Source organism: Nitrosovibrio sp. Nv6, assembly GCF_900110495.1.
Lineage (GTDB): Bacteria > Pseudomonadota > Gammaproteobacteria > Burkholderiales > Nitrosomonadaceae > Nitrosospira.
Genome location: NZ_FODX01000001.1, coordinates 909,135 through 923,566 on the forward strand (window position 1 = coordinate 909,135; position 14,432 = coordinate 923,566).

General features: G+C 53.0%; 15 protein-coding genes and 1 pseudogene. All 16 read right to left on the reverse strand.

Features of this window, described 5'->3' with window-relative positions; translation table 11 throughout:
- Position 1: 1 nt before the first annotated feature.
- Positions 2–631, reverse strand: a complete 630-nt coding sequence (gene greB / locus BMX66_RS04305) for a transcription elongation factor GreB (RefSeq protein WP_090878686.1) — start codon at positions 629–631, stop codon at positions 2–4.
- 148 nt (positions 632–779) lie between these two features.
- Entirely contained in the window at positions 780–1,799 is a 1,020-nt protein-coding gene (glk, locus tag BMX66_RS04310; protein ID WP_255398806.1) for a glucokinase, read from the reverse strand.
- Positions 1,784–2,557 (reverse strand): M90 family metallopeptidase, encoded by a 774-nt coding sequence (locus BMX66_RS04315; protein WP_090878690.1) that lies wholly within the window; start codon positions 2,555–2,557, stop codon positions 1,784–1,786. Before BMX66_RS04315 ends, glk begins: the two co-directional genes overlap by 16 nt.
- Positions 2,558–2,569: 12 nt before the next feature.
- Positions 2,570–3,697 carry a DNA recombination protein RmuC gene (locus tag BMX66_RS04320; RefSeq protein ID WP_177168726.1) on the reverse strand — a complete coding sequence of 376 codons (1,128 nt, stop codon included), beginning with the start codon at positions 3,695–3,697 and terminating at the stop codon, positions 2,570–2,572.
- Between the two features lie 236 nt (positions 3,698–3,933).
- The gene (locus BMX66_RS04325; RefSeq protein WP_090878692.1) at positions 3,934–4,386 is read right to left on the reverse strand and encodes a hypothetical protein; all 453 of its coding nucleotides are present in this window, start codon (positions 4,384–4,386) and stop codon (positions 3,934–3,936) included.
- A gap of 88 nt (positions 4,387–4,474) precedes the next feature.
- The gene (locus BMX66_RS04330) at positions 4,475–5,053 is read right to left on the reverse strand and encodes a DUF488 domain-containing protein (RefSeq protein ID WP_090878694.1); all 579 of its coding nucleotides are present in this window, start codon (positions 5,051–5,053) and stop codon (positions 4,475–4,477) included.
- Between the two features lie 162 nt (positions 5,054–5,215).
- Positions 5,216–6,982: a tetratricopeptide repeat protein gene (locus tag BMX66_RS04335; RefSeq protein WP_090878696.1), complete on the reverse strand. Its 1,767-nt coding sequence runs from the start codon at positions 6,980–6,982 to the stop codon at positions 5,216–5,218.
- 31 nt (positions 6,983–7,013) lie between these two features.
- Entirely contained in the window at positions 7,014–7,736 is a 723-nt protein-coding gene (locus BMX66_RS04340) for an EI24 domain-containing protein (RefSeq protein WP_090878699.1), read from the reverse strand.
- 770 nt (positions 7,737–8,506) lie between these two features.
- The gene (locus BMX66_RS15975) at positions 8,507–8,629 is read right to left on the reverse strand and encodes a DUF5675 family protein (RefSeq protein ID WP_369826962.1); all 123 of its coding nucleotides are present in this window, start codon (positions 8,627–8,629) and stop codon (positions 8,507–8,509) included.
- Between the two features lie 67 nt (positions 8,630–8,696).
- Positions 8,697–8,801, reverse strand: a pseudogene (locus BMX66_RS16110) (hypothetical protein); the annotation flags it as partial.
- Positions 8,802–8,833: 32 nt separating this feature from the next.
- The gene (locus BMX66_RS04350; RefSeq protein WP_090878701.1) at positions 8,834–10,165 is read right to left on the reverse strand and encodes a serine/threonine protein kinase; all 1,332 of its coding nucleotides are present in this window, start codon (positions 10,163–10,165) and stop codon (positions 8,834–8,836) included.
- A gap of 99 nt (positions 10,166–10,264) precedes the next feature.
- Positions 10,265–11,422, reverse strand: a complete 1,158-nt coding sequence (locus BMX66_RS04355) for a S41 family peptidase (protein ID WP_143058195.1) — start codon at positions 11,420–11,422, stop codon at positions 10,265–10,267.
- A gap of 16 nt (positions 11,423–11,438) precedes the next feature.
- Complete coding sequence (locus BMX66_RS04360; RefSeq protein WP_090878706.1) at positions 11,439–11,882, reverse strand: hypothetical protein; 444 nt, start codon at positions 11,880–11,882, stop codon at positions 11,439–11,441.
- 48 nt (positions 11,883–11,930) lie between these two features.
- Positions 11,931–12,587 carry a hypothetical protein gene (locus tag BMX66_RS04365; protein WP_090878708.1) on the reverse strand — a complete coding sequence of 219 codons (657 nt, stop codon included), beginning with the start codon at positions 12,585–12,587 and terminating at the stop codon, positions 11,931–11,933.
- Between the two features lie 63 nt (positions 12,588–12,650).
- Positions 12,651–13,199, reverse strand: coding sequence for an FHA domain-containing protein (locus BMX66_RS04370; RefSeq protein WP_158593380.1), 549 nt, complete (start codon positions 13,197–13,199; stop codon positions 12,651–12,653).
- A 422-nt stretch (positions 13,200–13,621) separates the two neighbouring features.
- On the reverse strand, positions 13,622–14,389 hold the full coding sequence (locus BMX66_RS04375) for a PP2C family protein-serine/threonine phosphatase (protein ID WP_090878712.1): 768 nt from the start codon (positions 14,387–14,389) through the stop codon (positions 13,622–13,624).
- Positions 14,390–14,432 lie beyond the last annotated feature (43 nt).

Genomic DNA, 14,432 nt, shown 5'->3' on the forward strand with positions numbered 1-14,432 from the left:
ATCAGCTACTGGGGTTAGCTCTATCCACCTCAGCCCCACCCGTTTCCCTGAACGGTTCCATCGGAATCGTCCGATATTCGACCTCCAGAATCTCCAGCTCTTCAGTTCCACCCGGCGCATGCAGTGTCACCACATCGCCTTCCCGCGCTTTCATCAACGCTCGCGCCAACGGCGAAACCCAACTTATATAACCTCTGGAGGTATCGATCTCATCGACGCCGACGATAGAAACTGTTTTCTCCTCGCCTTTCTGGTTGGCAAAAGTAACGGTAGCGCCGAAAAAAATCTGATTGTCATTTTCTCTCGGCGCGGCGGGATCCACGACTTCGGCTATATCCAGCCGTTTGGTAAGAAAACGTATACGCCGGTCGATTTCCCGCAAACGCTTCTTGCCGTAGATATAATCCGCATTCTCCGAACGGTCGCCGTTGGCGGCGGCCCATGACACCGTAGCTGTCACATTGGGGCGCTCTTTATTCATCAGCCACAGAAACTCGTCCATTAACCGTTTGTGCCCTCCAGGGGTGATGTAGTTCTTGCTACCTTTGGGCAAAGGAGGCGAGGAACTGGCAGCCTCTTCTTCGCCAGGATCGTTATCCGGTTCAGTTTCCCTGGTAAATGCCTTACTCATATACGGCCGATCCAATCGATGAATTGTTATCCATAAAGAAATAGGTGAATTTTGTCATTACGGCGCTCAACCGGAATGCAGCGAAAACAACCGTAGTGCGTTTGCACGCCCGGATACTTGTTCCCGCCAGTGTGACATGACGAGCGCTCTAGTCGTTTTCAACCAGCATCCGCCGCGCTTCCTCCGTCGCGCCAAGCAGTCCGGCTTTGGGGTTCATCACCACGTGCACCGGCAGCTCTCCCATCAATGAGGAAAAGCGTCCCTTGTCGCGAAATGCTTTCATGAAGCCACCTTCCCTCAACTTGTCGATAATTCTGGGCGCAATACCGCCAGCCACATACACGCCATTTCGACACAATCCCGCCAGCGCCAGATTCCCTGCATAAGCGCCGTAAACCTCAACAAATAAATCCATTGCTTTCACTGCAATCGGGTGCTTGTGGTTGAAAGCAAGGTCGGTGACTTGAGCCGCGCCATCGTCCTCAAGGCGCACCTGCGTCAACCCCGCAGCGCTCTTCAGATCGGCTTGCAGAAAATTGAAAATATTTGTCAATCCCGGCCCGGACAATACTCGCTCTACCGATACATGGCCAAATATCTTCCGCAAATATTGCAGGAGCCGGGCCTGTAACTCATTCGCGGGAGCGAAATCCATATGCCCGGCTTCGCTTGCTAACGGTATATAACGACCGCCTTGCCATACTAGCCACGCGCCCCCCATGCCAGTGCCTGCACCAAGCGCGACTCGCGTCCCCCCGGCATGAGGATTACCGGTTTGCAGCGTCACCAGATCGCCGGCGGAGAGGACTTCGACGCTCAGCGCCGCCGCTTCGAAATCATTAATGAGTTTAACCTTGGGAATGGAAAATTCTCTCGCAATGTCCTCCTTATCCATCACCCAAGGCAAGTTGGTGAGAGTTGCCTCCTGCTTTGCGATCGGCCCTGCCACTGCAAAACAGGCGCTGGCCACACTGGAGCCGATCCCGAACGTTGACGTATCATTCAGGAAATCCCGGAGAATGTACGAAAAACTCGAATACTCGGGGCTGGCATAGCGGCGTTCGCAACACACCTGGACATTGTTGTCTTGCAGTTGCGATGCCTGCAGCAAGGTCTTGGTTCCGCCAATATCGCCACTGATCAAGTATCCGGTCAAAGTTCGCTCCATCGTTGTGCGGGATCCTGGCGATAAAACAACGCCAACTGTTCGTAAACCAGAGGAAAATGGAGTTTTACCGACAAGGGTGTTTCAAAAAAAGCCTCACTCATTACCGCAAAGAACTCGGCAGGATCCTCGGCCGCATAGGAGTCCACCTCTGTCACCTCATCCGCGTCAATACTCCTGCAAAAATCCGCATAGGCCTTGCTGAATGCTTCGCTCCATGCCTGCCTGCTCATATCAGGATGCAACGGGGGAAATCCGTTGGCATCTCCATTCAACATGTCAAGTTTGTGGGCAAATTCGTGTATCACGACGTTATAGCCCACCCCGGTTCCAGCAGCGGCGGTATCCTCCCAGGAAAGAATCACGGGCCCGCCCAGCCAGGATTCCCCTGATGCCGGCTCACTACCGAGATGCACCACGCCATCTTCGTCCACATACTCATAATCGCGAATAAATTCACCGGGATAAATAATAATTTCGACCCAACCATCGTAATAATCCAGATCGAGATTCAGAATCAGAATACAAGCCTGCGCTGCGATCAGCACATGCATTTCATCGGTGACAATCAGCCCATGCGCACCGCTTATTTGCTTGGCATGAAGGAACAGTATGGCGCATTCGCGCAGGCGCGCGAGTTCAGCGGGGCTCAGGTTGCGCAGGAATCGCAGCTGCCCTACCGCATTTTGCCAAACATCATCAGGGATCGAATCATTCTTGAGGATGCGGCGGCGATACCAGGTTTTAAAATTGGAAAGCATTGAGATTCGAAATCAGTCATCATCGGGCTCCAGCCTAGAGGTTTCCACTTGCAGCGACTCCAGTTCCACCGCGTCGATCCGGGCAAAACGCTGGCTAATCTTGCGGCTCGAAACATGGACCTCCTCCACATCCTGATTAGCCTGCCGAATATGATCGGAAAGTTTTTTCATGCGCTCGTCGAAGCGGGCAAAATCCTTGCCAAGCCTGAAGAGTTCGTTCTTGATGATATGCACCTGCTCGCGGGTTTCAATATCTTTCAGCACCGCGCGGGCTGTATTCAGCACCGCCATTAGCGTTGTAGGCGAGACTATCCACACCTGCTTCTGCATGGCGTAATCGACCACATCGTATTGACAGGCGTGGATTTCTGCAAAAACGGCCTCTGCCGGTACAAACATTACCGCCCCGTCGCAGGTTTCCGGCGGCACTATATATTTGCTGGCTATGTCATCCACATGTTTTTTCACATCCGCCTTGAATTGCTTTTGGGCCAATGCCCGACTGGCATCATCCGCCTGGTGATCAAACATGCGATGGAAATTTTCCAGCGGGAATTTTGAATCAACGGCGACCATTCCGGTTGGCGGCGGCAGCCGCAACACGCAATCCGCGCGGTTGCCGTTGGAAAGCGTATGCTGCATCGTATATGCAGCCGGCGGTAAAACGTTGCGTACCAGTGCTTCCAGTTGCACCTCGCCGAATGCGCCACGGGAACGTTTGTCCCCCAGAAGCTCCTGCAAACTCACCATGTTGGTGGTAAGACTGTCTATTTTTTTCTGCGCCTCGTCAATCGTCGCAAGCCGCGTCATGACGCTGGTGAAAGTCTCATTCGTTTTCCTGAATCCCTCATCGAGCCGTTCAGCGACATGGCCGCTGATCTGGTCCAATCGCGCTTCCACCGTTCCACGTAATTGCTCGGAAGTTTTGCCGAGCGTCCCCGATATCCGCTCACCCTGGTTGGCCAAGCCCTCGTGCAAATCCTTGAGCATGTCGCGATGCTTGTCTTCCATCAGCTTCGCCTGTTGCCCCAGCAGATTGCGCACCATGGTCGAGAGCATGCCGAGCCTGATCACCAGAAAAGCCATTGTGACAAGCAGAATTGCAGCAGAAGTAATAATCAGCAGGTTTGCGGATATCATGTTATAAAAGTATACCGGAGAATGGGACTACCAAGCGGTTGCCTTTTTTACCGGTGCTGGATCGGCACAGGTTGGCGCAGGATGAAAGGACAGCCGGTTATCTGCTCCTTCGACCACTGGCTCGCCTTATGGTTGGTAAAATCATGGGAAATGCCGTTTTAATCCATTGCAGGTCACCGGCAGCAACACTCGCTCTGGCCATAGGCGGAAAGATATGATTTCTCGGCCGCGAGCTATCATCTCATGTCTGCAGGATAGTACCGCTCGCTTTCCATCTGGTGCCTCCGCCATTTGCCCTGGCGTTGCTTAACGCGATCCTGATAGCCCCCGACGAGCTCCTCCGTATCTTCCTTCTTTCTCTCAAGCCGCTCCTTCCGGGCTTTTCTGCCTACACGACGCCTCTCCTCCGTTGCCTGCCGCTCTCCCGGTCTCAATTCCTTCGGCCTCAACTCTTCCAAAGCGGAGTCAACAGGCCTCGATTCCTTGGGCCTCAACTCTTCCGAAGCGGACGCCCAAGGCCTCGACTCCCATGGCTTCGGCGGGATATTTTTCTGTCCTCCCTGCTGTTTTGTCTGATGCGTTGCCGGTTCTTGCTGCCCCAACGGGCCATCTCCATATGCGATAACATGCTGCGGCGCAAGCATGACAAAAGCGATAAGTGCTGCGCACTGAGTACATGGGACTTTCATGATTGTGCGGCTCCTTTGCTATTAGTTCTGTTAGTATTAATTTGGTTATTGATAAAATTAACCTTGAATCATCAGCTCGTAAAACTGCTTATTTATCGGATTGCTCATCGACAACTGCTGCCGTTGTTTTTTGCAGAGGATAACAAATCTTCAAGCCGTCTGTTTGTGCCCACGGCGTCATCAAATGCAGCTTCCGTCCCTGCGCGTTGATGATGTCTTCCACCCTAGCACCTCGCAATATAAGCGCATCGGCAATCAACGAACGATGGCAACGCCATGGTACCGCTTCGGCACACATCAACGCACACCGCTCGTGCGCAGCAAGCTCCAGGACATCCTGCACATTGTCGCTGAATTCCGCCGTTTGCATATAGTCGGCATACCCGCGAAAAGACGCATTGCGCCAGGCGCCGTTGATCGAGTCCTTCCGGGCGTGCCGCAGTCCGCCAAGTCCCGGTAGATGCGTGTATTTGATTCCAACCGCTTCCAGGGAGCCGGGCAGAGTTTCTTTGTTGAATTGCGGATTCTGCCGGGAACGCGGCATAGTACGCACATCAAGAACATGCGTGACTTCGTTAATCTTTAACAGGCTGATAAATGCATCCAATGGATGCGTCGAATGTCCGATCGTGCATATCAACGGTTCCGGTGCCGATTGCTTTTTCATAACGTTTGCTTCGCTCGCTCAGTTGCTGCTCATGGTATTCGCAGACTTGATATGGAAAACTCCAAGCCACTCGAAAACTCACTCTACGGAAATGCCGACAAAATCCGGTTTTCCCGGAAAGCGGATACTGCCATACGCCAGCGCCTTGCAAATCACCCATTGTTATTGCGCCTTTCCTGCCGCCGGTGCTGCAATGCATCCAAAGCGCGAAGCGCCGAGTTTTACGTCTGCTCTCGCCCAAGCCTTCTCGAAACGCGCCTCGATCAGCGCTGCCTGCTCGTCCTTGTTTTGCGCGCGCAGTGCCTGCAACAGACCATAAAGCGCCCATCCGTTATTACGATTGCGTCGCAGTTCTTCCCAATATACAGTTTCCGCCTCGGCAGGGCGCCCCGATTCCAGCAGAATGGCGCCGAGTGTCAATCTCGGAGGCGATTGCCATTCCGGCGGCTCTGTATAAGCCAAGGCATCTTCAAGGCGAATCGCCCTGTCGAGATGCGCGATGGCGGAATCGAACTGTCCTCGGGCGGCGGCGATCTCGCCGGCGAGCACTTCGGGGCCAATGCTCAGAACAGCGCGCGCTGTGTTGGGTGAAAGGAGCGCCGCATCCAGCGACTTATCCTTCATTATCTCCCGCAGCGCCGCCAATTCCTGCTCGGCAGGCTGCAACTGCCGTGTCGCGGCAAAAGCCAGGCCGCGCGCATAATGCCATGCACCTTTCAGAAATGCGTTCGTTGATGTTGGCGCAGGTTCCTGGAGAATCTCGTTCCACTTCCCGAATCTTGCAAAGGCCCAGTAGGGCACGGCGCGAAATATCGCTGTTCCCGGCACTTCCTTCAGCACGGCATCGCCTATCATGCTCGCCACCTTCTGCGCTGACTCTATCGCAGTACGGCTCTGGCCGTCTGCGGTAGCGGCAGCCCAAAGAAAGTGCATGTTGTGGGTAAAATACATTACCGGATAAAGTTCCTGTTCCTGCGACTCCTGATCCTGTGCATGACGCTGCGAGAAATACCTCTCGTCAGCCGCAATAGCGAGCTGATTACTTTTTATCGCATCGGCATATCTGCCCACCCGCAGGTAAATGTGCGACGGCATGTGTACCAGATGCCCTGCATCCGGCATCAATGTAAGCAGCGTATCGGCCGCCTTCTCAGCCCGCTCGGGTGTATCCGTCGGCTCAATGAGATGGATATACATGTGGACCGCCCCAGGATGTTTCGGATTGCGCCGCATCACCTCCTCCGTAAGCGCGACTATTTCAGCTGTACTCTCAAATGGATAGCCATCGCGCATCCAGTAGCCCCAGGGCTGGAGGTCCATCACCGACTCTACATAGAGCATGGCAATATCCAGGTCGTTCGTAAAACGCTGGTGCACATCCCGCATCGCATCCGCGTAAGCCTTATCGTTAGCCTTGCGATGCTCGGGGTTGCCGCTATAGCGCTTCTCGAGCGCGCCGATGAGTGCGCGCTCGCGGGGCGAAGCACCTGCCATCCGCGACGCGGCCTTTCGCACAAGCTCCAATGCCGGCATCTCATCCTCCGGTTCCATTGCCGCATTGATGTTGGGGCCGAGTACGAGCGCCTGACCCCAGTAAGCCATCGCCAGCGAAGGGTCAAGCCGTGCCGCCTCGCGGAAGGCACGGCCTGCCTCGGCATGGTTAAATGCGTACGAGAGGTTCAGCCCCTGGTTAATGTACTGCTGCGCCAGCCTGTTTTGCGTGCTGACTGGAAATGTATGGGAGCCAAGGTTTAGCAGCTTTGGAGCGGCTTCACTGCCGGGCTCGGACTTGTTCGTCTGATCGTGATGCGCATGAGCTCGCCCCCTGGTTGCCGAAGCCGGCACTTCCGTCTGGGCAAACGTAGCGGTAGCGCCGCTCATCGCCAGCACTAATCCCAGCATCGTGAAATGACGAATACGGGTTTGCATGGGCATTACCTCCTTGACAACCGTTAGTATGCTATCTGATGGCTGGGTTACGCAGTTCCGCCAAGCGCGCCAAGCCGAAATGAATGAAAGCAAGCGCGGCCAGCACGGGTGCGAACAGATTTAAAAATGGTATAAATTGTACCAGGCCGGTCAAAAGCCCCAAGCCCCATAGTGATGGCCGATGAGCGGAAAATATCGCCTGCATTTCCGCGCGGCTGGCATGTTCACTCAATGCATCATACCGGAACAGACGCTGATTCAGATAAGCGGTAGCGGCAAATGGGATGATCACGCCGGCGCCGACCAACCACAACGGAAGGGTGATCGCCCAAATTGCGACAAAGATGCCGAGAGCGATCAAAGCATTGAGCAGACTGCCAACGAGACCGCCACCGCTTTCGCGTTTAAGCTGCGGATAATCGCGCTGGGCCACCAGACGAATTAGCGCGGACATTGCGAATAGCGCTGTAATAACCAGCGCAGTAACGAAAACCAGCGGCACAAACAGAATCAGATGCGCAACCGCCTGAATTCCATACGCGATCCATCTCGGTTCCACGCCTTCCAGCCAGGTTTGAATACCGATCGCCGTAAGGCCACTCGCTATCCATCCTGAGAAAGTACTCCAGAATGTCACACCCAGAATCAACCACAACAAGCTCGCTGCCAACATGGGCCAGATCACGATCCACAAGACCTGAAACTGGAACAAATCACGAAAACCGCGCGAAAACGCTTCGAATACCCGGGCCACGCATTCTCCTTTCTTAAAACTTCTTCTCGGCAGTAAATGTAGGCTCAACCTTTACAGCAGTTGAAAATTAAAATGCGGGCAACAGATTATCAACCGTTATAGATTATTCCTTCGACCCCATACGCATCAATTGGTATATTTCCCAGATTTCCTTCACCACGCCACAGATTTTTCGCTCAAAACCCGTAAATGCCTCCCCCCGTAAAACACCCCGGGTATAGGCTCCCGCCACCATCCCCTTTAAGTTCGATGATGACTTGCCCATTCTGTTCCGATACATTCACGGCATGTGTATTGGTTAAATCTCTATAGAATTTCCGCGGGAATTAGAAATTGATTGCCGTCGATAAAAACGATGAAAGTTTCGGTGATGAACCGCGGGACGCCCCCATCCATACCCCACATCCCCCGCATCGACCCCTCGGCACTCGCCGCTTTGGCATTGGCGGTCGCGAAACGTGACCATAACCTTTTTGCCCCGACGGCAGTATATGTGCCTTCTCGTGCTCAAATGGTATTGCCTCCGTTTAAGCGAACACACAGGAAAACATGCAAAAATCCAAGGAACAACTCTTCAGGAAACTTAACATTGTCGAACTATGCTCACACGGTTTACACATTCCTTATCCATAGCTTGGACTATCTCTATAAACATTTTTTTGATCTCAGATGCTGCCTTCATTTTTTCGAATAATCGATTAAAAGTCGACTTGCTCCGACCGACAAAGTTTTCCTCTTTTGTCTCGCCACCCAGTATGCATCCCCCCATGTTAGCGGGTATTCCCAGGAAGTATCCAGACTCCCTCAAAGTTCGGCACATTCAGAAGAAGCGGTAGCTGGCGCTGAAACCGCTGGGAGAAGTCGATAATTACTCCGTAATGCCCGATGGGAATAGAGTCTTCCCATTATCCTGACGGGTCTTACTTTATCCTCCAGCGTGTAGCATTCAAACTTGCCATCCACCGACATTTCGCCAATCGTACTCTGTTCAGAAAAATCTGTCCTTTTAACACACAGTTCCATTTCCAGTTCTCCTTTTAATAGAGGAATCCTCCGCATAGTCATAACATTCCGCCCGCTACCATTGATATGTCAGGTTAGCGTGGACACTTTTCCAGCATCGTTTCCCTGTCGCTTCTCTGCCCGGTACTCCTGAATCGTTCATAGTCGTTACCCGTCAGTTGCCAGAATCTTGCGCGCCCCAATTCGTCGGCCTGCTCATATTTTGTCCGCTGCGATTCATCTATTTGCTCGGGCTCGCTGAAAACCTTGTTAACTGTGCTGCCCCTGTATCTTGATAGCTCATCGAAGGCACGGGTATACTCACTGAAAAACTTGCTTATATTCGCATTGTGCGCATCTACACTTTGTGAAAATGCTTCCACCATCGATGAATCCCCCGTTTCCCTGGCAATACGCAATCCCGTTTCCTTTCTGTTTAATGTTTCGGCTTCCCGGCATAGCAATGCATAGTTATCCGTCGACAGCGTGGCCAGACTACGCACCGCCTTCAGGTTCTGTACGAAATACCAGATTCCTGCCGCTAAAAGAATGGATAGACTTAGCGCCCATATTTTCCAGTTTCGCCCGCGTTCATATGACTTGATAGTTTCGAGAAAATCGAGACCCCCTTGAAATCGTTTGTCAGCCTCCTTTTGCGTTGCCTTAAGTACAATTTCCGCCAACGATTTTTTTATCTTGGGGTTGATTTTGCGCGGATTGGGAACAGGAATAGCAAGATGTTGTTCTTTAAGCGCCTCCAGGGTGCCGCCCTGAAAAGGCAATCGGCCTGTAAGCATCTCGAACAAAAGAATTCCCGCTGAGTAAATGTCGGATCGATGATCGATCTTGTTCGAATTTATAAATTGTTCGGGGCTCATGTATTCGGGTGTTCCAATTACACGCCCCAGATTGGCCGCCTGTTCGTCGCCAGCCTGACGCGCGATACCAAAGTCGGTAAGAAGTGCGCGATTGGAGCTATCAACCATCACGTTTGATGCTTTTATATCCCTGTGCAGGATTGCTTTTTCATGAGCGCAGTTGAGACCGGCGAGAATGCCCTTGAAGATATGCAAGGCCTGCTTCTCCGGCACCGGTCCGTGCAGCGAGTCGATCATGTCGGCAAGAGAACGGCCCTCGACATACTCAAGAACGAGAAAATAATCCTCGCCTTCCTTGAAATAGTCGGACATCTGAACAATATTGGGATGAGACAACTGTGCCTGGTGCGCGGCCTCGTCATAAAACAGGCTCATGAAGCTCGGATTAACGGTCAACTCTCGCTTTAGAACTTTTACCGCATATTTCTTCTCCCTGACGAGGACGTTCTCGGCGAGATAGACCCGTCCCATAGCGCCTTCGCCAAGTTTGGACAGGATGGCGTAGCTGCCATGGACAGTCTTGCCTATCAGATCGTCTTTTTCTTCCATTTGTTCAGGCTCCTGAGTTCTTTCCTGGCTCGGCTAGCCGGATTTGCGCGTAACAACAGGTGTCCGGCAGGCCATGACAGAAGTATAAGGGCGCATCAGCTAATTGATCAGCGCAGCAGTTTTGTTAAAAAAGGCTTCCGTATCGCGTTCACCCTCCTTGAGTGGATACATGGGCGCCAGACCCTCGCCGTCGAATTGGACGCCGCGGGGAGTAACCAGATATCCTGTCGTCGTAACCAGGGCTGCGCCGTCCTGCAGTTCAATAATGTCTTGCCGGGTTCCTTTTCCAGCGCTGGTTCGGCCAATCGATGTGCCCCGCACATTTTCAGTCAGAGCGGCAACAAATATCTCAGCGGCACTGGCGGTGAATTCATCCTGCCATAGAAACACCCGTTGGGCGGGAGGCTGCCGTGCAGTTGTAGAGGAATACGACCGTGTTCCGGAGCGCTCTCTTACAGAGATGATCTGCTCACCTTCTTTAAGGAAAAGCATGGCGGAATCCACGGCGGCGTAAAAATCGCCTCCACCGCATCCGCGCAAATCAATGATGATGGGTTTACTCTTATGCCAGTTCGAAAGCAGATAATCGAGTTCCTGTCTGGTGCCTGGCGTGAAATTTGACAGCTTGATGATGCGCGCAGAGCGAAAGGTATAATCGGATACTGCCGGGGCAGTCACTGTCGAACGGGTAACAGTTACCCGTCTGGAGACACCCGAAAGCCCTGCAAGCTCCACGACAACTTCAGTTCCGGCCTGCCCCGCTGCGAGCGCGACGATGGTCGGGAGCGATTTTCCTCTGACGGAAACGCCATCGAGCGCGAGGAGGCGCTCACCAGGCTTGATTCCTGCCTTGGCGGCGGGACCCTTCGGTAGCGGATAGCAAATAATGTCGCCGTTGCGCCGTTTCTCCACATCGAGGCCTATCCCGGAATGACGCTGCTTCCCTGCCGCCCTGAACCTGGCATATTCCACAGATGTCAGAAAGTCTGAATAGGGATCTTTTTGTGCAAGATAAGCCTTTAAGGACGAAGCAACCATGTCTTGCAAATCTCCGATGGGCGTGGAAAAAACCGCCCGTTGCTTAATTTGAACAAGCGCTTCGGTATATTGTCTTATAGCCGGGTCATTCACTTGAGGCACCGGCGCTGCTTCACGCGTATTCTCTGACGCAACCCAAGGCAGGATGGTCCTCATCAGATAACCGCCCAAAAACGCGGCTGCCAATATCAATATGACTGTCCCTCTACCGAAGTTCACGTCATACCTGAACGAATCAGGAGTGCATCAGGAGGTTCAACGATTTCCTGATTTCTCCCTTGAGATATTCCAGCCTTCGTCTCTTTTCGACGATGGTGGCGCCGCTTTGCTGAATCTCGGTCACTTCTATCTGATGCGCCTGCAATTTTGTAGCTCGCTTGCGCTTCAGGGCTTGCTGTTCTTTCGTACTTGCCGACGTGCTGGCATTCGCCTGTTGTAACTGCGTCAGCCGCGATTTCAGGTCATCCAGCGACATCTGCCGGGTCGTGAGATCTTCCTGTAATAACTTGATTTTCTCGTTTAATTCGGCCTGTCGCGTTTCTTCGAATTCCAATTCCTCCGTCTTGGTTGCCACGCGCGCTTCATCTGTTTCCACATCCTTTTTGAGTTGCATAACCGTGCAGGCGCACAATCCGGACATCAGCAACGCTGTCATTAATATTAATCTGATACTTTTCATGCCCTTTATTTCCTTATTGATTGGATGGTGGATCAAACCAGGATAGGACTATATTCGTTGCCGTTGGGTAGCAAACGCCGTGGTCGCGCTTTGCGTCTCCTTGAGCAAGCGTTCCTGTTTCCGGATTTCGGCATCCAGTTCTGCATGAATCGCCTTATCTTCGCCCGTTTTGCGCAACTGCTCGGCCTGAAAACGCTTCATATCCTCCAACGCGGCTTTCTCAAGCTCAACCTGCTCTCTGGCCGCGTTCTCTTCCTTCAATAAAGCTTCCCTTTCTTTTGCCAGCTCCTGGCTGGAAATCGTCCCCTGGTTTATCTGCGCAACGGTCGCATCCGTTCGCCTGGAAATCTCTGCAACACGGGTATCCAAGTCCCTGTTTAATTTTTCTGCATCTTCATTCAGACCTCGTACATATTTCAACCGTGCATCCAGATCATTTTCTTTACCCGCGAGTTCCTGACGGCGTTTTTCATATTTTTGTGCGTAGGTATAGCAGGCACCGGCTCCAACCAATCCGCCCCCTGCCGCAGCGCCCGCGCATGTCGCGGCGTCTCCGCCCGCTGCCAGACATATTGCGGTGGCGAGTCCCGCCCCGACAGCACCGCATTCGAGTGCCGCCATTCCGGAGCTTCCGCGGGTTCCGCCCACTGTGCTGCACCCTGTTATGATTGATAGAGATACCAGCAATGCAGCGATAATCCTCATTTTGCACCCTCCATTGATAGCCGTCTGATAGTGATTCTCTCGCATGCAATGACGCCGGTTCCGTTAAATTGCAGTCTCCCCTTGGGAACGGTTTCCCGGGATATCATCTTCACCCCGTGGCCTGTTGGTTTCTGGAGCTCGATCGCCACCGCTGGTAAATTTCCTGAACTCGAATACGGTTGCTCCGGTTCTGATTAACGCTCCGTCTCTCAGATCAGCGCCGTCTCTCTCAACATATGTCTCATTGAGAAAAGTCCCATTGGTACTGAGCATATCGTGCAGTTCGTCCCTTCCGGCACGACAGAGAATGACCGCGTGCTCCCCCGATACCAACTTGTCATCGTTGCTGGAAATGTAGACATCGCACGAACCCTCGGCAGAGCCGATAACATTGCGCCCTTCATAAAGTGGAAACAGTTCGCCCTGGGACCTCCGGCTGAATGTAACCAGTATGCCGGTAAGCCTTCCCCGACGCATATTTGGTCTTATCTGCTGCTGGGCGGCGTCTGGTTCAGCCCTTTGCGGCGCAACGTTGGCGGATGTTTCGAGCTTTGTAGCGCCCCGTCCTTCGTCTGATTCTCCACTGTCTATCTGTGTGGTTCTCCTTTGCATGGTTGTGCTCCTTTCCATAGATTTGTTTGATTCGATCTCATCAGGTTCGTGAACAGTTTTTCGGTGGGCACGATTCTCCGCATCGCAATAGGCACAGGTTTTCCAATTAGGATCCATCGGATGCCCCTTCTCGCAGACTCGCGCAGAGTCGGACACGCGGATTCCGACAATCTGTTTCCACCATCTGGAAGCGCCGCTCGGCTTTGATTTGTCGTCCATTAGCAATGACCTCTGGAATTTGCAGGTTGAAATACCATCATGTTTCGCTATGATCGTCCGGCGGTCTCTGGGCTCCAAGGGAAGGCCTGAAAGTCGCAGCTACTTGCATAGCAGCCTCGTACCCGCTTACCACGTATGCAGAGGGAGCCGCCGAGATAACCAGTGCTGCCGAAAAACTGCGGCAAAACAATTTACTTAGGCTGTTATCCGATTTTGCGCTGACGCCCGTATTCGATCAGTTGCACGGTTACATTATCTCCCCCCCCTTTCCGTAAGGCCAAGTCGACAAGTTGGTCTGCCAATTCCTGTGAAGTAAGCTGATTACCAAGGAGGGCGCTGATCTCGCCATCCTGGACATACCCGTGAAGGCCATCCGAACACAAGAGAATTTTGTCTCCCTCATGCAGCGGCATCCATGAAGAGATATCCACCAATACGTCGGGCGAGACACCGATCGCACGCTCCAACAAATTTGCATCGGGATGTGACTCAGCCTCGGCGGGTTCCAGCATTCCTGCATCCACCATGCGCTGGACGCGGCTGTGGTCCCTGGTGAGCCGGCGCAGTTCCCCTTGGGTAAAAATATAAGCACGACTATCCCCTACATGAGCAACCAGCGCCCGCGACCTTGCCACCAGCAGAACAACAGCTGTGGCGCCCATGCCCCTAGTTTCCTCAGCTCCCGAATGCCCTTGTTCATATACCGTCCTGTTCGCCTCTTCAAAGGCCCGTTTTGTTTCAGCCGGTACCGCAGAGGCAGAACCAATACGCGAAAGACTCTGCGTTAGCGATTCGATCGTCAGCTGGGCTGCAAGGGCGCCACCACGATGCCCCCCCATTCCATCGGACACGATATAACCGTTCCCGAAAGGTGCCCGCAAACCACTCATCCTGTCCTGGTTCTCGTTCCGGATATACCCCGTTTCGGAGCGCGCGCCGACAGACAACTGATTTTCGGTTGAACATTTCACAATCCTGGCATCCCATAGGCTTCATTTGATCCGCTACATGCCA

Excerpts from the sequence above, each read along its gene's own strand:
- greB (WP_090878686.1), bottom strand. The coding sequence starts at position 631 with ATGAGTAAGGCATTTACCAGGGAAACTGAACCGGATAACGATCCTGGC.
- glk (WP_255398806.1), bottom strand. The coding sequence starts at position 1,799 with ATGGAGCGAACTTTGACCGGATACTTGATCAGTGGCGATATTGGCGGA.
- BMX66_RS04315 (WP_090878690.1), bottom strand. The coding sequence starts at position 2,557 with ATGCTTTCCAATTTTAAAACCTGGTATCGCCGCCGCATCCTCAAGAAT.
- BMX66_RS04320 (WP_177168726.1), bottom strand. The coding sequence starts at position 3,697 with ATGATATCCGCAAACCTGCTGATTATTACTTCTGCTGCAATTCTGCTT.
- BMX66_RS04325 (WP_090878692.1), bottom strand. The coding sequence starts at position 4,386 with ATGAAAGTCCCATGTACTCAGTGCGCAGCACTTATCGCTTTTGTCATG.
- BMX66_RS04330 (WP_090878694.1), bottom strand. The coding sequence starts at position 5,053 with ATGAAAAAGCAATCGGCACCGGAACCGTTGATATGCACGATCGGACAT.
- BMX66_RS04335 (WP_090878696.1), bottom strand. The coding sequence starts at position 6,982 with ATGCAAACCCGTATTCGTCATTTCACGATGCTGGGATTAGTGCTGGCG.
- BMX66_RS04350 (WP_090878701.1), bottom strand. The coding sequence starts at position 10,165 with ATGGAAGAAAAAGACGATCTGATAGGCAAGACTGTCCATGGCAGCTAC.
- BMX66_RS04360 (WP_090878706.1), bottom strand. The coding sequence starts at position 11,882 with ATGAAAAGTATCAGATTAATATTAATGACAGCGTTGCTGATGTCCGGA.
- BMX66_RS04365 (WP_090878708.1), bottom strand. The coding sequence starts at position 12,587 with ATGAGGATTATCGCTGCATTGCTGGTATCTCTATCAATCATAACAGGG.
- BMX66_RS04370 (WP_158593380.1), bottom strand. The coding sequence starts at position 13,199 with ATGCAAAGGAGAACCACACAGATAGACAGTGGAGAATCAGACGAAGGA.